Source organism: Nocardia sp. 2TAF39 (genome assembly GCF_052114905.1).
GTDB lineage: Bacteria > Actinomycetota > Actinomycetes > Mycobacteriales > Mycobacteriaceae > Nocardia.
Window position 1 is genome coordinate 17,013 of the sequence record NZ_JBFRFQ010000032.1, and the last position, 19,945, is coordinate 36,957.

Here is a 19,945-nt window from a genome sequence, read left to right on the forward strand (position 1 = left end):
TCATGGCTGCACCACGTCGGGAATCGGGCCCGAAACCGCCGACCCGTCGAGGTTCAGGGCAACCGCGGCCAGGTCGGTGGGCAGGGTGAGTTCTGCGGCAGGTATGGCGCCTGCGGGGGTTTCGGCCACGATGCCTTTGCGCGCCGGATTCCAGCCGAATCGTTCGATTTCGGCGCGCACCGAGGCGGTGTCGTCTGGATTCGGCGCCTGCTTGCCTGCGGCGACTCGGCGGACAGTCCCCTGATTCTTCCCAGTGGCCACCATCACGTCTCGGCACTCGACTCGACGCAGCCGCCGGCGCGCATAGCGCTGCACCAGTTCCGGTGGCAGTTCTGCGATCAGACACAGACTCAGCCTGCACAATTCCCCAGAGAGCGGCGTCCGGTCGCGCCCACACACAGCCGCGACTTCTTCCAGCGACAAACCGCGAACCAGGTAGGCTTCGGCAGCTTCCCATTCGGTTGTCGACATCCGATCCCGAAGCAGCGATACCACATCCGAGCCGGCCTGAATCGCCTCCAGCAAAATCAGTGCTTCCTTGGGTGTGAACATCACTCCCACGGCGACCCAGGCCAGCATCTGTGGGCTCGCGGCGTACTGCACAGTTTTGACATGGCTGGCCGAGACACCGAGCCGTTCCGCGACCTGTTCTCCCGTCAACCCGTCCACATACAACAACCGGGCAGCCGGCCGGTACTTCTCCGGAAGCAGCAGCCTGACACCGGCTTCCAGCTCCGTTGGACTCGCATTCTCCAATGTTCGGGCCGTCTTGTGACGACGCGAGCGTAGGGCGGGACCGGCCGGGAGCACCGACGGCACGGGCGATCGCCCGCCGGTTGCTCGTACCACCACTCCCGGCTTTTCCGGACGCAACCCCAGACGCTCCGCTTCGGCTCGGATCCGTTCTGCGGTATATGTTTTCACCGAACTGTTGGTGAGCACCCGCCAGACATGCTTGACGTCGGCTCCGCTGGCAAGCGCCACATCTTTCTCGGTGACCCGGTGCAGTGGGCCATTGTCCAGGTACCGTCGAACCAGATCTTCGGGCAGTCTGCGCATCACTTTCTGCGCCATCAGGTGCAAGGACTTGAGACGTGCGTCCGGAGAGGTTCCCCGCCTTTTCGCCATCTCCCCGAGCGTCAGATCCTCGAGCAGATAACGGTCGAAATCCTCCTGTTCGACCGGCGTCAACACCGAACGGTGCCGGAGCAATTCGTCGCGGTCGTATTTCGCCACCGCCTCGACCAACATCAGCGCGGCACCGTTGGACACGCCACCACGTAGATAATTCTGCACCACGGCAGTGGGCTGTGGCCTGATCAGCTTCCGGGCCGCTTTCAGGATGTGTTTGCGGACCGTCTCATGGACGATCCCCCGTGCCCGAGATATCTCGGTCACGGACAGCCCTTGCTCGAAATGCTGTTCGTAGGATTCCCGCTCCGTAGCAGACAGACTCGGCAGGTGCGGTGTCACCAGATCCGGGTCATGGCGCAGCATCCGCGGCAGGATCGCCCATAATTGCGAATCGGTGAGCCACAGCCTGCCTGCCGCCAGCGTGTCCAATGCCTCGGTGAGGAGATTCTTGTGACTGCGCACTCTCGCACGCGGCCATCCCAGCTGTCTGGCCGCGATATCGGGGCGCAACTCGTCCACGAAGAGCAGCCGAGCGAGCTTCCGCTCTTCTTTCGGCAGTTTCCGAATCAGCGCTGTTCTCTCCTCCCGTGACAGCGCCATGATTCGCCGCATCCGTTTGCCGTATGGCCCCGGCTCGACCGCCGGGCGCACCGACAAAACCGGGGAGTCGGCCGGGCCGCCGTCGATCACCACGGCCGAGCGGAGAACGCTGCTCCGCTCGCCGTGGTAGCCGAGCCGCCGCCCTGCGGCCAGCACGGCGTCTCGTGTCTGTTGTCCCACTTCCGCGCTGCCCGCCAATGCTTTCCGGACAGCACCTTTTTCCACGCCTGCTTCTACCGCTACGTCCCCCAAAGAGGATCGGCGCAGCGTGCCGGTACCGATATAACGCTGCGCCAGATCCGGAGGCAACGTCCGGGAAACGTGGTCGATGACCCGGCTCAGGGTCCATCGGACTGTGCGAGAAGTGATCTTCCGTTCGCGTGATATCGCAATGACAGTCTTTCCCTCGTCGAAATACTGTCGGAAAATCTCCAGACCGTCTTCGGAAAGATACGAAAGATCGGCGGTCAACAGCTCCGGCTCATGCGGGTAGACGGCCTCGAGCAGCAGCAACATCGCCCCCTCGGTCAGCCTGCGCCTGCGGTGCAGGTTCCGCTGATACCAGTCCAGCGTTTCGGTGTCGGCGAGCCGCCTGGCCACTTTCCGGATCAACTGGATCAGATGCCGCCGCACTATGGTTTCGGAGTACTGGGTCGCCCCGGCTATGTCGGTCACCGACTGGCCGAGGAACCACCGCAGGAAAAACTCCCGCTGGACAAGGTGTAACCCGGCCACACAAGCCTGCAGATCAGTGCTCTGCGGCAGCCGGGCAGCAAGGATCACAGCCGCTTCGGCCGCTACCGCAGGAAAGGTCTGCACCCCCTCGCCACCGGCGGCGAGTACCCTGCGCAATGCGTCGCCGCCCTCCTCGAGCGCAGCCGACAGTGTCGTGCCTTGGAGCTGGTCCTGCCGCAGCTGCTCCCGCAGATCGCGACGGGCATCGTGCAGGAGCCGATCGACTTCGACCTCCGACACATCGAGCAGTTCCGCCAACTCCTGCGGCGTGTACCCCTCGAACTCGACCATCCGCAGCAACAACTGCGACTTGTCCGATAGCCTGCCCAGCGCCTGTTCTACCGGCGAATCCGCCACGTCGAACACCGGCGAGTCACTCGGCTCCGTGTCGTCCTGCGGGGCCAGCCGCTCCAGGATTTCGTCTTCACCGATCGGTCGGTTCCGTTCCGCGTGCTTGCGATAACCCGCCGCGGTGTATTTGATCGTGCCGATCAGATAGCCCCGGAAACTGTCGATCTCACGCTCGCCGAGCAACCCTTCATAGACGACGGTGAAGCTGTCCTCGACCACATCCTCCACATCGGCCTTGTTTGCGATCCGCCGCATAGCCTCTCGACGAGCGAGTCCGGCATACCGGTTGTAAAGCCTTTCGAAGGCTGCCGAATCCCCCGACCGCAGAGCAGCTATGTCCTGCGCGTCCCGTTCGTTCTCCCGCTCTCGCTGGGAGTCGTCCGCATCGGCGATCGGCCGCCCCGGCCGCTGATTCGACTTCGAAGGTCGACCCCCGAAGTCCTGCGGTCCGGGGTCCCGGCCGAAGAACCGGTCTTCCGGCAGCGGCGAATCCTCGTCGCCCAGGCGGCTGCGATCATCGGGCACCGCACCATCGGAGTTGTCCCGTGCATTTTCTACGGAATCGTCTTCGCCGTCTCGCCGGGCGCCGACCCAGTCTGGAATACTCACGCCCTCGGCGAGCCGTTCGGCGATCTTCGGACCCGTCTGTGGATCCACCGGATCCACCGGGTGACCGTCCGCACCGAACACAATCCCCGCGAACCCCACCGCGCCCTCGGGCTCCACCCAATCCTTGAACGCCACATCCCGCTCGTTCTCCCCCACCCCCTCATGCACCCGCACCTGACCATGCTCATCCCGATACACCACGAACAAATGCCCACCCGCATCCCCACCGAAATTCACCGCACCGAATACCACCTCCCCATCCCGCGCCCGATCCGCCATCTCCCGAACCGAGCCAAAACCCTCCCAATTCCCCTTCGCCGCAACCGCAACCGCAACACCCGACAACCCCCCGGCGCGAATACCCACATCGTCGAACGACGGCACATCCACATCGAGACCCAACACATCCCGACCGAACCGGAACGCCACTGGACCACACAACCGCGGCATCCGCCGCGCATCCGGCACCAACGGATGCGGCGGCGGGAAGGCGGTGACTCCGTCACCGGTGTCCTCGAACCGGGCGGCCACCAAGGGAATGGCTTTCGACTGGTTGAACCGAACCCATGCCGAGGTGCGGCCCAGTTCGCTCGCGATCGCATTCGGAGACAGTCCATCGACGAACCGCAGCCGAAGCAGTTCCCGCACCTCGGCGGACATCTCCTGATCGGGCACCGCCGCGATGGCATCCAACAGCACGGTGGGGTGCAGGCGCCCGGTCTGCCAGACCAGCTGCCATCCCCAGCGCGAGGCAAGCCGGTCGACCGGATCGCTGGCCAGCAGTGTGATCATCTGGCCGAGGGCGCGGTTGCGCAGCATCGACGTGGCGCCTTTGGCCGCACGGTCCAGTTCCCTGGCGATGTCGGTGTCCGGCCAGCCCCGCAGAAACAGCTCCACCCAGGCCCGCTGATCAGGGGTGAGCCGGTCCAGGCAATGCTGGAAGTCCGCGGGATTGTCGCGGTGGGCCGCCACGATGGCGGTCTCCTCGTCGCCGCGATGCACCCGGACCCCGGCGAGTTCGCGGACCAACAATCGCATGTCGCGGTCGACATGCTCCTGATCACCGTCGGCGATATCCGGGGCGGCGGCAAAGGGGCTCGCCAGGAATCGCTGCTGAGTGAATGCGCTGCCGATGTTTCGGGCGCGCATGGCGTTGGACACGGCGGTCGGATCGACCCGGCCGACCGTCTCGACGAGTGCCTGTGCCTCGGGTGCGGTGACCCATACGGTCGGAGCCGGCGCGTCGAGCAGCACGGCCGAGCGCCGGACGGCTCGGGTAGTGGTTTCGAGATCCGAATCCTGTTGCTGTAGGAACGATTCCAGAGCTTCTCGCTCGTCGGCGGTCAGCATCTGCAGCGACGTCCAGAACCCGTCGGAATCCGCACGATACGCACCGAACACGGCAGCCGTCTCCGCCGACAGCACCGGGTCCGCCGATATTGCCGCCCACACGGCGCCTTTCGCGGCGGCGACGGTCGCGGCCAACCGGGTCAGCGCGTGCTGCTCCAGGATCCGATACCGGCTCATCTCGATACCCAGTCGCGCCGCGACCGTGTCGTCCGAATCCTGATCGCGGAACCGCCAGCTGATCAGCAGCCGTTGATAGTCGTCCAGCCGATCCATGGCGGCGTTCAACTCCGCCGCCGCAATGTCTTCGGTTGCGGGACCCAGCTCGTGGCAGAGTCTGCGGCGGAACCGGCGCCACTCGGCCGCCGCCGATGCGACGGTGCGCGCGCGCAGAATTTCGATATCGGAGCGGGAGCGGCCCAGTTCGTCGGCGATCTCGGCCGACGACCAGCCGTCGAGGAACAGGGCGAGCCAGGCCCTCCGTTCGGCGTTGAGCTGGTTCAGATAGAACCGGCGATCCTGAGGATCCCGGCAGGCGGCGACGGCTGTCGCCGCGTCGCCGTCGACCACCCCGACCCCGACCAGTCTTCGGACCACCCATCCTGTGACGTGTCTGGGCTTGTAGTCGACAGCGCGCCGCAACTCCATCGGATCGATCCGACTGGCGGCCTCGACCAGGTTTTGCGCCTGCTCGACGCTGATCCAGGTGACCGGCGGCGCCACCGCGAGCAGCTGCGCCGCCCGGCGGATCGCGCGGGCACGCAGCCGCCGGGCGGCAGCGACCTCGAGGCCCATCTCGTTCGCGATCTGTTCGACATTTCGCCCCTGCAGGAACAATTCCAGGCCGGTCCACATATCGTCCGGCAGCCGTCGCAACGCATCCCAGAAGCCGTCACCCAGGTCCTCATGCGCCGCAACCACAGCCGCCGCCGCGCCGAACAACGCCGGGACCTCGCGAGGATCCGCCCACAGCACCTCCAATGCGAGATACTCGTGCGCGACGAGAGCCTCGGCCAAGCGAACCACCGCGAGGCCCTCCAACACCCGGTACAGGTCCACGTCGAGCCCCAGCGCCGTGGCGACTTCGTCGATTGACCGCCCCTCGTGGAACCGCCACGTAATCACCTGTCGCGCAAGGCCACCGAGCCGATCCAGGCCCGCGGTCAACTCGCTCGGTGTGGCTTGGGCCAGTGCGCGATCTTCCGGACCGGCCGGCACTCGCCCTTCCACGGCATGGAAGGTGTCCACCAGGCCGTGGTGATCGAGTTCGAATACGTCCTGGACCGACTCCGCGTCGTCGGGACGATCGTGGCTGACCTCGTCGGTACGGTCGACGGCAGGCCGGGAGCGCGGCCGGGCCTCGTCGGTGGGGCGGTTCTGCAGCAGTGTGACCATCTTCCGGACCGCTCGCTGCCCCAGACCCGGGTATCCGCCCGGCTCGTCGATGATCTCCTGATCCGACCAGCCCTGCAGGCGCAGAGTGATCCAGACCTGCTCGGCGGGGGTCAGCTGTTCGCGGCACCGTCGAAATATTGCCTTGTCCGATGCTGCCAGAATCGTCGCCTCGTCGTTACCGGCCACCCAGACCCCGGTCAGTTTCCGGGCCAGCAGCCCTGCTGCGTCGAGTCGGCTCTGCTCGACGTCCTCGACCGCCATACTCAATTCGGCCGCGGCATCCGCGGGCCACACCCCTTTCACGAACAGCCGTCGAGCGATCTTTTGCTTGTCGACACGCAGTGCCTGCACCGCGCGCCCGACCCCGGTCGGATCGACCGTGCGCAACGCCTCTACCAGGTGCACCGCCTGTTCAGCGGTCACCCAGGCAACCGTCGGACCCGCGCCGAGCAGCTGCGCCGCCCGGCGGATAGCGCGGGCACGCAACCGTCTGGCCTCCCAGACCCCGAGACCCATCTCAGCCGCGATCTCCGCCGCATCGCATCCGGACAGGAACCGGTCCAGACAGGTCCGCAGCTCGTCCGGCAGCTCGGCCACCGCGTCCCGGAAATGGTCGCGACCGTCCTGGTGTGTCGCCACAACAACCATTGCGGCACCGAACAGTTCCGGGGCCACCCGTGAATCCGCACGCAATGCCGCCAATGCGGCGTACTTCGCCGCGGCGATCCCCTCGGCGAAGGCGACCACAGCACGTCGCTCCAGCACCAGGAACACACCCGGCTCCAGCCCCAGGTCCGCTGCGACCTCTTCGACCGAACGCCCCTCGTAACAGCGCTGCGCAAGCACTTCCCGCGTCGACCGGTCGAGACCGAAGAAGGCGGCGTCGCATTCCGCCTCGGTCGCCTCGGCGAGCGCCACGGCCTCCGGACTCGCCTGCGGACGCCCCGACGCGGCGCAGAACGTGGAGACAATCCGCTGCCGCACAACATTATCGCCGGTGGCCTCCACCAAGGCGGCACTGGTGCGCCGATCTCCTTGTCCCGCAATCGGATCGGCCGGATCGGTTGTCGACGCGGTGACCGTGCGCTCGACGATACGCGGCCACAGACCGGCCCGACCGCCCAGCTCGTCCACAAGCTCATTGGCCTGCCAGCCCTGCAGCCACAACATGATCCAGGCCCGTTCCCGCGGCGGCAGCCGATCGAGACGAGCCCGGAAGTCCGCACCGTCCGCGTGTGCGGCAGCCAGAATCGTCGCTTCGCCGACCCCGACTGCCTCGACCCCGACCAGTTTCCGGGCCAGTCGCCTCGCGGCGTCGCGCTGGGCGTCTTTGATGTCATCGACCGGAACACCGAGTGCGTCGGCGGTCTCTTCGACCGTGCGGCCATTGATGAACCGCAACCGGGTGAGCTCGCGTTTGGCGCTGCCCAGGGTGTGGCTGGCTGTGTGTCGCAGCTGTGTCGGATCGACCTGTCCCACCGCCGCCACCAGATCCAATGCCTGCTGGGCGCTGATCCAGACCGGCGCGGGGGCCACATCGAGCAGGTTCGCCGCTCGCCGGATGGCGTGGGCACGCAATCTGCGGGCGTTCGGGACGTCGAGCCGCATCGTGGCCGCGATCTCGTCGACGTTGCTGCCGGCGAGGAATAGTTCGAGACATCTGCGCATATCGCCGGTGAGCTGTCGACGCATCGAATGCCAGCGGCTGCCGCCCTCCCGATGCGCCGCAACGACTGCTGACGCCGCGCCGAACAGAGCCGGGACTTCACGATTGTCCGGCCACAATGCCGCCAGCGCCGGATGCTCCTGCGCCGCAATCGCCTCGGCCAAGCGAATTACGGCACGATCTTCCAACACCCGGCACAGGTCCACGTCGAGCCCCGATGCCGCGGCAACGTCCGCGATCGGACGACCGTCCCGGAACCGCTGTGCGATCAGCCGCTGCTGGAAGGCACCGAGCCGGCGGAAGCCGTTGTTCCATTGCGCTGGTGTGGCCCGAGCCAGTGCTGTCTTTTCCAGGGGCCGTTCCGACGTTCCCGCTGCGCCGAACGCATCCAAGAGGCGTTCGCGGATATCGTCGATCACCTCACGGTCCGCATACGCCGCCATGAGGTCGACATCATCGTGCCGATGACTGCCAAGGGGTACACGGTCGGCCGGATCGGTCGCCAACACGCTGACCATATGCTCGACGGCCTGCTTCCCCACGCTCTCGTGGAAACCCAGCTCGTCGGCAAGCTCGACTACCCGCCACCCCTGGAGCCGCAGCTGGAGCCACACCCGCTCACGCGCCGGCAGCAGATCCAGACAAGCCCGAAAATCCACCTCATCTGCACCCCAGGCTGCAACAACCTTCGCCTCACCACCCCCAACCACTTCCACCCCAAGCAGTTTCCGAACCAACGCACCCTCCGCCTCGCGCTTCAGCGCCTCGACCTCACCCACCTCCACACCGGCCGTCGCATCCCCGGCCGAACGCCGCCGCAAGATCAACTGCCGGGCAGCCTTTTTCCGGTTCACACCGAGTGTGTCGACCGTGCGCTGTAGCGCCGTCAGATCGACCTCGCGCAATGTCGCTACCAGGCTCGATGCCTGCTCCTCGGTGATCCGTACCACCGACGGCTCCAGCCCCAGCAGATCCGCCACCCGCCGAATGGCACGGGCACGCAACCTCCTGGCCTCCCCGGCCGTCACCCCCATCTCCTCCGCAATCTCCTCCGCATCACAACCGGACAAGAACCACTCCACGCAAGTCCGCAACTCCTCCGGCAACCGATTCGATACCGACCACAGCCGGTCCCCGTGACGCGCCGCAACAACACCCGCCGCCAGATGAAACAGCCCGGGAGAAGGTATCCGCGAATCGGCCCACAACACCGCCAACGCCGGGTGTCGCTGCGCGGCAACCGCTTCGGCCAAGCCGATCACGGCGCAACCCTCCAGCACCGCACAGAGTTGCGGCTGGATGCCGAGCACCGCGGCGACCTCCGCTACCGAACGCCCGTCTCGGAAGCGCAGTGCAAGGACTTCCCGTTGCAGACCGTCGAGGGCGAAGAAGTTGGTGTTCCATTCGGTCGCTGTTGCCTCGACCAACGCCACAGCCTCCACATTCGCCTCCGAATGCCCTCCCAGGGCACAGAAGGCGGCCACGATCCGCTGCTGAACACTCTCCCCTCCATCGGCCGGCACCAGATCGACATCGCTATCCCGATCGCCCTCGTGCCGAAGCCACTGGAGGACATCGGTGTCACCGGCTTCCACCAGGTCGTCGTCGCGATAACGAGATCGTCCAGGCGGCACTCGGTCGGCCGGGTCGGTTTCCAACAGCGAGACCATACGCTCGATAGCCCGCTTGCCCAGACTCTCGTACAAACCCGGCTCTTCGGTGAGCTCGAGCACCGTCCACCCCTGTAGCCGCAACATGATCCACACCCGCTCACGCGGCGGCAACAGATCCAGACAAGCCCGAAAATCCACCTCATCCGCATCCGAGGCGGCAACAACCTTCGCCTCACCACCCCGGACCACCTCCACCCCAACCAATTTCCGAATCAGCAAACGCGCTGCCTCGGCCTCGATCGGCTCGACCGCACCGACCTCCACACCCAATTCGTTCGCCGTATCCGCCACCGAACGGTGCTGCACGAACAGCCGCCGGGCGACCTTTTCCTGGAAGGGACCGAGCCGGTGGAGCGCGCCCTGCACCGCCGCCGGATCGACTGCGCTCAATGCCGTCACCAGACTCGATGCCTGTTCCTCGGTCACCCATACCGCTGTCGGCTCCACCCCCAGCAACGATGCCGCCCGCCGGATAGCACGCGCACGCAACCTCCTGGCCTCCCCGGCCGTCATCCCTGTCTCGTCCGCGATCTCCTCCGCATCGCGGGCGGACAAGAACTGATCGAGACAGATCCGCAGCTCCTCCGGCAGCCGATGCAACGCGGCGTGGAAACCGTCCTCGTCGCCTTGATGGGCTGCGACAACACCCGCCGCGAGACGGAACAATCCCGGAGCCGGCCGCGGGTCGGCACACAGCACCGCCAATGCCGGATAACGCTGCGCTGCAACAGCTTCCGCCAACCATGCCACGGCACGGCCTTCCAACACCGGATACAGGTCAGGCCCTACACCCAATGCCGCGGCGACCTGTGCTGGGGTACGCCCCTCGCGGAAGCGCCGATGCAACACTTCGCGCTGGAGACGGTCGAGGCGACGGACACCCTCGTTCCATTCGGACTCGGTCGCCTCGGTCAGCGAAGTCACCTCCAGGCTCTCCTGGGAATACCCTTGCACCGCACAGCATGCGGCCACGATTCGGCGACGGACACTGTCGCCCTCGGCGGCCTCTGGCATGTCGTTATCGGCGTCACGATGGTCCTCGCTCGGCAACCGGTCGGCGGAATCGGGCTCCAACAAAGTGGCCAGCAAGGCAATAGCCTGCTGCCCGAAAGCCGGGCTGTGCCCCAGCTCGTCCCAGAGCTCAATGCCGGACCAGCCCTGCAAACGCAACGTGATCCACTCTCGTTGCGGTGGCGGCAACAGCTCGAGGCACTCCTGGAGATGTGTGTTGTGTGCGCTCGACACCGCCAGAATCTTCGCCTCATCGCCACCGACCGCCCAAGCCCCGACCAGTCGCCGAGCCAACCCTTCGGCCACATCGAGCCGTACGGCTTCGACCTCTGGGACTGTCACACCCAATTCGGCCGCTATGGACTCGACTGACTTCCCCTGCGCCAAGCGGCGGGCAATCTGGCGCGTGATGTCAGGGAACGAGAGCAGCGCCCGCCGCGCCGCTCTCGGGCCGAGGGCGCTCAACGCGGTCACCAGACCCAGGGCCTGTTCCACGGTGACCCACGCAACCGAGGGTTGCGCGCCGAGTGCCACCGCCGCCCGCCGGATCGCGCGACTGCGAAGCGACTTGGCATTCATGCGGCTCAACCCCATATCGGCGGCGACGTCGTCTAGATCATGCCCACGCAGGAACAACTCCAGACCGGCCCGATGTTCCGGCGGCAAATCGTGAACCGCAGCCCCGAACGTGTCACCATCATGCTGATGTGCCCCGACAACCATTGCCGCCACACGGAACAAGCCCGGAGGTAGCCGCAGCTCCTTCCGCAACAGCGCCAGCGCCGGATATCGCTGCGCCGCAACCGCCGCCGCCAATTGGGCCAGCGCATGATCTTCCATCATCCAGTAACGATCCGGTTTCGACCAAGCATGCTCCGCGACGTCGTTGTCCGAATCCTCCTCGTAGAAGCGCCGGCCGAGCATCTCCCGCTGAGTGGTGGGAAGTTGAGCCAGAGCCTGACTCCACTCCTCGTCCGTCGCCTCGGCCAGCGCCACAACCTCCAGGCTCGCCTGCGAATATCCCTCCACAGCACAGAGCGCGGCCGTGACCCGCCGACGACGAGCCACCGTGTCGATGTCCTCGGTGTCGCGGACCACCTCCGTGCGATCGGTGTGGGAGTCGTCACCGGCCGCGGCCGGTTCCGGCAGCTGTCGAACTGCACTCCGAATGGCACTGGCCCGCAGCATCCTGACTTCCACTGCGCCTGCGCGCATCTCAGTGGCGATCACACTCGAGGGCTGGCCGCGCAGCACCTGTTCCAGGCAGCCGCGCTCGTCGTCGGTCAACGGCCACAGCGCATTCCAGAACCCCTCCTGGTTCCGCTGGTGTGCCGCAATAAGCTGTGCCGCAAGGTGGAACAACTCCGGGTCCGTGCGCCGGTCCGCCCACAGCGGCATCAGCACGGGATGCTTGGCAGCGGTAGCCGCTTCGGACAGCCGGGCCAGTGCCCGATCTACCTGTATCCGTGCGAGATCCACCGGCAGCCGACGCGCAGTAGCGACATTGCCGAGCGAGCCGCCGGGGCCGAACCGCTGGACCAAAACCTGCTGTTCCGGACGTTCGAGCTGATGGAACGCGGCATCCAATTCCGGCAGGCTTGCCGACGTAAGCGCTGCAGTCTCCAGGCTGGATTCCGTATATGTCGCAAGCCCGCGGAAGGCGTCGAGGATCCGTCGCCGGAACTCCTCGGGAGACACCGCTCGGGCGCCGCCTGCCTGAACCCGTGCTTCCGATGCGGCCGCACGAGGATCCCGTTCCTCGCCATCGCGAGCCGCATTCACCCGCATGCGCGCACTGTCGGGTGCGCCGTCGTCGCCTCTCTCATCCGATGACCACCGCTCGTCTTCGTCCGGGCTGCGCCCGAACATCGCGTTCATCGGCAACAGCCGACCCTCATCACCGACGGCCACCAACTCGCCTTCGAGTGCCACCACACCCCAAACCCGGCTCGGAGCACCATGCTCCACATCCCACCGCGCGAAATCGATGCCCTCCTCATCCGCGCCGTCCACAACCACCACCCGGCCACCGCGATTCTCCACCACCACCACATGCCCCATCGAGGAGCCGCCATACTCCTCCAACAACAATGCAGTAGCGCCATCACCGGCATCGAGCATCGCCTGCGCGAGCGCGGCACGATCATCGAAACCACCCGGACGGACACCACGCAGCGCCGCAGTGATCCGGGCACCGGAGACACCGCCCGGACCGACCGGCCCCAACTCGGACAGATCCACCAGATCCGTCCACCCGTGATCGCGCACCAACCTGCGCAGCGCCACCTCGGCACAGTCGTTCACGTGCCCCGGATCATCGTGCGGCACCCACGGTTGTACGGGATCGGGGATCGAGGCCGTCTCGGCTGTCGGCAGCAGATCCACCAGCGGGACGGGCGGCATTCCGGCCTTCGCGCCTGCCGCCGGTTCCCCGGCAGGCTCGGTCTTCGCCGCGCCGTGGTCTTCCCGTTCGATCACGACGGCGGCGATGACAATGCCGTCGCCGACGACGAACCGACCGTGCAGATCACGTGGCAGCGGCGGGCCGTCGAGCGTGGAGCGGTCGTGCACCCGCAGCTGGGCGGTGAAGGTGCGGGTGTCCGGGTCGACGGTGATCTGGGCGTGCTCGGGCAACAATCGCCGTCCGGTCAGCGTGGACCATGCTTCGGTCACACTCGCCCTGGCGGATTGCAGCACCGTGTCCCAGTGGATGCCGTCCGCACCGTCCATCTCGGCGAGCCAGTCGAGGTCCTCGAGAAGCCATCCCAGGGCTGGATTCGCCGCGGGCCTGTTCGCCTCGGCGTCGACCGCGATCGCACGGAACTGTTCCCGTGGAGCCGTCACAGACAGCCAGTAGTCGCGCGTGTGCGTGTAGGTGACACTGCCGACCATGGTCGGGGGCCAGGTCGACCGGTCCCCGAGTTCGGCGACGGCCTGCTCGGCGTCCGCGCCGGTATGCTCGGTCGGGCTCACCCCGGCGGGCAGGACGAGCCCGTCGGCGACCATGCCCACCGTTCCAGTCGGGTGCACGCCATCCGGGGTCCGCACCACCGGGCCCTTCCGATCGGGGGTGAATCCCAACCAGGCTTTCGCCGTTTCGACCGCGGTGATTTCTTCCGGATTCGACCGATCCGGCTTACCCAGAACACGTTTCAACACACCCCGGGTCATTCCGGCACCGGTAGCCACATCCTCCTGGTTCACCCGGTGCATGTCCCCCTGATTCAGGTGACGTTGCAGCAACTCCGGAGACAGTTCGGCGAGCACCGTGAAGGCTATTCTGCCCAGATCTTCGTGGGTATTCCGCAGATTGGCGCCGTCGGCTGTCTCGCGCAGGGATCGACCCCGCACGAAATAGGATTCGGCATATTTCCACTGGTTCCGTGTCAACCGGGAACGCAGTGCCGTCACCACATCCACCCGATATTGGATCGATTCGAGCAGCATCATCGCCTGGTCATCGGTGAACACCACACCGATGGACAGCGCCAAGGCCAACCGGGGGCCGAGTCGCTTCTGTGCATTAGCGACCTGTGTCGAAGACATGTCGAGTTGTTCCATCACCTCCTCGACAGGTAGTTCGTCCACGAAGAGCAGCCGGGCTACCGCACGCCGATCCTCGGGCAGCAAATCGCGCACTCTCGCCGCGATGATTCGGTTGTCCGGGTCCGGCCGGGGAGCCGTTGCATCCGCTGGCTCGGGTGTCGCCGGCGTACCTTCGACCGGAACCGGTGCAGGCGTCTGGGCCCGGCCGACGCGGAAATCGCTCTCGCGCAATACGACATGCTGGTTCGGGCCGGCCACGTCGTGGGCATCCACGGTCCTGCCCTGGTTGTCCAGGAACAGGGCCGTCGCTGGGCCGCCGGTGCGCGACGGGCGGAAGTTCGGCTGGAACTGGCCTGCGCCCGGGTCACGGCGTTCGATGCGGACATCTCCGTTGGGATCGACGCGGCGCACCAACCAGTAGGCATGGCCGAGGTCACCGTGCCCGGCTGTGCCGGACTGGGTCGGTTCGAACACCACCACCGCGATGCCGTTGCCGCTCCCGCTGCCGGGGTCCTGCTCGTCCAGCCGGGCTCCCCAGGTGCGCAGCCACTGTGTTGCCTGGGCAGCGTCGTCCAGGTGGACCGAACGGTGCTCCCCCAACGCCGTCTCGACCTCGCTCACCAGCACCCCCGCCAGCCGACCATCCGGCAGACTCCCTACCGGGCGGCGGTATTCGGCGGCGATATCGGTCACCACCAGCTGCCCGCACAGGTTCATCTGGTGCAGCCACGACCGGTGCCGAGCGGTCATGACACTCGGGGACCTGCGGGGCAGCGCCGGATCCGGTAGGCCTTCGTACTCGCCACGCCGGTACCAGAAGCCGAGTTCGCCGATAGCGGCGAGCAGCAGTGGCTGCCATTCGGGCGCGGTGCCGGCGAGAACCTTGCGGAATTGCCGCTCCGACAATTCGGCTCGCTGCCGCACCGCCAGCTTGGTCGGCTGCGCGGTGAACGCGCCCGGGACGAACTCGCCATGTTCGAAATGTCCCGGAGTGAATCGGCTCGCCGCGAACACCGGGTCGATTGCCGCGACCAGTTCCGGCGACACCTCGTACCCCAGCCACAGCGCGGCTACCAGGATTCGCTGCGCTATCTCGGAGGAAGTCGTGCGCTTGCCCGCAAGCACCTGCTGCACCGCAGTGCGTCCGGCATCGGCCAAGCGAGCTACATCGAACAGCGAGGGTCGCCGGTCGAGCTGCCAATCTTCGAGGTCCAGGAAACGCTGCGCCAGCTCGGCGAGCGGCTCGTCGGGGTCCGGCTGCTCCGCGAGCCGGTCCAGCTGCTGCTGGACCTGCTCGCGGTCCAGTTCCGCCGCGGGCACGCCGAGCCGGTCGACCAGCGCCAGCCGCAAGGCCCGCACCTGCTCCGCGTCCGCCCTTCCGAAGGGAGAACGCCAATAACCCTGCCGGACAGCAGCTTCCATCACAGAACGGTGCAGCTCGCCGTCGGCCTCCGCCTCACCGGCCAGCACTCCGGCGACGGCGGCAAGGGAGCGTCCGAGGTAGGCGGCGATCTCGGCAATCGAGGGCTGCGGGGTGAACCAACCACGGTGGAACTCGCTGCCCTCGTATCGCCCGGGGGTGAACCGGTCGGCGAAGTCCGGGTCGATCACCCGACGCAGCTGCTCCGGCACCGGGTATCCCAGCCACATCGCCGCCGCCAATACCCGCTGTTCCGGCTCGGTGAACACCGGCCGCCGACCAGAGAACACCCGGAGCACCGTCGCACTCGACACTTCGGCCAGGTCGGCCACATCGGCAAGGGTCGGGTCCTGAGTCAACTGCCGGTCGTCGAATTGCAGGAACAACTCGGCCAATTCGAGCACGCGTCGGTTTCGCGTTGTTTCCGGTCCGATTCCGGCCGACCGGGCAGCCTCCGCCACCACATGTCGATCCACTTGATCGGGTGGCACGCCGATCAGTTCGGCCAATTCCAGGCGCAGCACCTGGATCCGCTCGGCCGTGCCGCCGGTCTTCGGATGCCAATATCCCTGTGCCGCAGCCTCTTCCAGCACCGCCGTACGGGTTTCGGCGGCAACCCGGTCTGCATCGTTGAACACGTCGCTGACCACCGACTTGTGCACGCCCACCGCATCGGCGAGCTGCTCCTGGGTCGGCTGCTGGGTGAAGTGTCCGGAAGTGCCGTCGTGGCGCGGTGGGGTGAACCGGGCAGGCGCGAAGTCAGGGTGGAGGAATTCCCGCAGCCGCGTGGCGGGCGGATGGCCCAGCCACAGCGCCGCTGTCAGCACCCGCTGCGCCGGCTCGGTGGACAGCGAACCGACACCGGACAGTATTCGGCGGACGTTCTTCTCCGTCACATCGGCCAGCCGGGCCACTGCGGCAAGGGTAGGCTCGGCAAGCGGGTGGCCCTGGTTGTCGAAGAACGATGCCGTCGCCGGCCGACCGGCCGTCGCCGGCCGACCGGCCGTCGCCGGCCGACCGGCCGATTGCGGGGCGGGTTCGAAGTGGGCGGTGACCTCGTCCAGCGCGGGATCGCGGCGTTCGATCCGCACTGTTGCGCCCGCCTCGACCCGCCGGACAAGCCAGTACCTCCGCTCTGGCCGGGCCCGATCGATTACCACCGCCGTGACATCGGCGCCGCTGCCGGGGCTGACCCGATCGCGGTTGTCCCCCAATTCCTGCAACCGGGCCACCACCGTCGCGATATCGTCGAACTCGGCAGGTCGGGCGCCCAGGGCATGCACAACGTCGTCGAACTCATCCGGACCGGGTTCGACGACGGCCGCCGGAAGCGGCGTGTCGGTTCCCAGGATGCGCTCCCGCAGGGCCGCCACTACCACCGCACCCCGGTCACGGGTACCGAATTCGATCGCCAAGCGATCCCACTGTTCGCGCACCGTTTCCGGGGATATGTTCTGCCGGACCGCAATCTGCAGGTCGGAAGCCCCCTCTGCCGCCAAGGTCAGCACTGCGACAGCGAGATCGAGCATGGCCCGGTTCGGATCGAGCAGTCCCTCACGCAGCGCCAATGCCACCATCGCAGGCCGCGATCTCACGCCGAGCTCGTCCCCTAGACGATCGAAGGCCCTTCGCACGATACTTGCCGACAGCCCGGTGCACGGCACGATCTCGCTGCGGCCCAGGCCTCGTGCCACCAATCGGAGTATCTGGATATCGATGTCGCGGAGACGGCGAGCCCGCCCCTCGGGAGTCGGCGCGAGCCGGTAGCCGTCGAGAATCCCTTCCCGGATCGCCACTGCCACGGCTGCGGCGCTGTTCCGCACGCCCAGCTTTCTCATGATCCGGCTCAGCCGGGTTCGCACTGTGGAGCCCGGAAGATCCAGTGTTACAGCGATTTCGGCGGTTATCTCACCCATCGCCATCATCGCCAGTATCTGTACGTCGGCCTCGGTCAACCCAAAGCTCTCAGCAATCGGCCGGTATGGCTTTTCCCGCACCGTCGGCACCGGCAATGACCCGAGACCACCGATAACCTTCTGGCCATCGGCGACGATCCCGCCGTGCCTGCGCACCCATCCGTGCCGGGCAGCAGCCGCGAACACTCGAGCCAATGTCTCCGGCGGGAATCGTTCCTCGAAGCCGGCGAAAATCCGATAGACCGACTCCACCCCGGATTCCCGGCCGATATCCGCCTGCGTCGATCTCCGCAGTGCGCCGTGGCGGCCGTACTGCTCCCACAACCACGTCGGCAATTCCCCGACCAGCGCATGGGCGATGCTGATCATCCGCCCGCGAACCGCCCTCTCGCCGCCGGATTCCGGGTCGGCCGCTGCCATTTCGGCAAAGGAAATGCCCTGCCCGAAATGGCTTCCGGCGGCAGCCCGCTGCTCCGGCGGCAAGACCGGCAGGCATTCCGACAGCCATTCCGGGCGAACCGCCCACACGGCCTCGACCAGGTACAGCGCCGCGGTATCCGCTTCAGTATCATGTGCTTGCACGGCCTGGATCAGCTTCCGCCGCGCCTGAGCCACTTCGGCTTTCGTCCAGCCCAACTCCGTCGCAACCTGAACCACCGCGGTTTTCACCCATTCTGTATCCGCGGTAGCACCTGGTTCGGACAGCTGCCGGTGCACCAGCAGAGATATCACTTCGTTTTCCGGCGCAGGCCACTCCCGTGCCAGCTGCCGTAGCCGCAGCGAGCGCCGCACACTGTCCCAGTCGGCTTGGGCGCCGGAGTCCGGAAGACCCCGAACCACTTCGTGCACAACCAAATACAACCGGTCTTCCACCTCGACCGGGTCCGCGGGAGCGATTTCCGCCGGGCTCTGCCCCAGCAGCCAGCGCACGAACAACTCGCGCGCGGCCGGGGACAACCCCGCCACACACCGAGCCAGATCGGCGGGATCGGCGTTCTGCACCGCTGCCACATGCCCGGCTATTCCCGGCAGCGGAGCCAGTTCACCGCGGCCGGCCAACGCTGCGGTCAGTTCCAGTCCCCCGGCCCGCATGGCAGTCGCCAATGCTTCATCTCCCAGCGGTGTCCAGTCGGGCTGGAAGCCCCCCCGCTCTGGTTCCTTTGACGGCGCAAAGTCACCAGAGCGGGAGTCAGGCATCGTGCCCGACTGGGCACCGCTGGAACCGCCACCGTCCACCCCGAGCTCGCTGCCCAGCCGTTCGGCGAACGAACGTCCGACCCGGGCCGGCAGATCTATCGGGTCTCCCGGCCGCCACCGCCGCAATTCCGCCGCCACCACCCGCCAGTGATCGCCGGGCATAGCGGCCAGCACCCGATCGAACACCCGCCTGCTCGAGCGCGACCGCACCGCATCCGGCTGCGCTGCTGCTCCGTGCCGCTCCCACACGCGAACGCAGAACTCCACCACGCGCCGATGCTCGGCCGAAACGTCGTCGAGGGCTTGCGCCAACAGCACCGCGGCGCCCGCGGGGACTTCCGACTCCGCTGCCCGGCGCGCAGCCACGGCGAACACTTCCTCGGCCAGTTCCGGGCCTCGCTCGGTGTCCGGCACCATCCGGGCGAGGTCCTCGGGCACCCGAGCACGCATCCAGACGGCCGACCCTGCTGCTTCGGCCGGGTCGATGATCCGCTCCCGCAACCCCGCCAATACCAACGCGTCCCGGTCACGCGTGCCGAAGCGTGCCTCGAAACGAGGCCACAGGGACGCCACGGTGGACGCCGGGACGTCCAGTCCGACCGCGATTTCGTTATCCGATGCACCGCGTGCCAACAGCCTCAGCATCTCGGCCTCATGTTCCGGACGCCCTCGGCCGGTGTCCAAGAGCCCTTCCCGCAGCGCTGTGGCTACCATCCGCATCGGGTCGCTGGTGCCGGTCCCCTCTCCCACCAGCTCGAGCTGCTGGTACACCTGGTAAACCGGCATCCCCAGGATCTCGCCGATCCGAGATTCCGGCAATCCCCGGGCGACTAGGCGCAGCAACTCCACATCCCCGTCCAACAGTGAACGATCCCACAGACTCGGAACATCGGCCGCCCGGGAACCTGCTCCCAGGAACTCCTCGCGCAGGGCCGCCGCCACCGCCGCGATCGGACTCCCGACCCCCAGCGCCCGCGCTGCCCGCATCGTGTCGACCAGAACCTCCGCGGCCGACAAGCCCACAGCGGCACCGATGTCTGCGGCGGACACCCCCTCGGAGAGCATGCTCAGAATTTGAACATCGCGTTCGGAGAACCCCAGCCGAGGCACGACCGCTGCCCCGCGGTCAACGCCCAGCATGATGCTCAGCCGGGTGACGAACGGTGTCACCACCTCCTCCGGGACAACCACACGTCGGTGCTCCGGCTGCCACTGGTGCAGTGCCGACTGCAGCCGGCGCCGATGAACGGCCGGCATCTGCGCCAGCACCCGGTCGAACAGCCCCCGGTGCATCCGCGCCCGGAAGGAATCCCACTCCGGCAGCCAGTCGTTCGCCGACCGGAAC

At 66.9% G+C, this 19,945-nt stretch carries 1 protein-coding gene (running past one end of the window); it reads right to left on the reverse strand.

Annotation, left to right across the window (positions count from 1 at the left end; genetic code table 11):
- Positions 1 to 19,945 carry the final stretch of a sigma-70 family RNA polymerase sigma factor gene (locus tag AB4Z47_RS20060; protein WP_441952809.1) on the reverse strand. Its footprint extends 42,257 nt past the window's final position, so 19,945 of the gene's 62,202 nt are visible here — the last part of the coding sequence; the start codon falls outside the window, past its right edge; it ends in the stop codon at positions 1 to 3.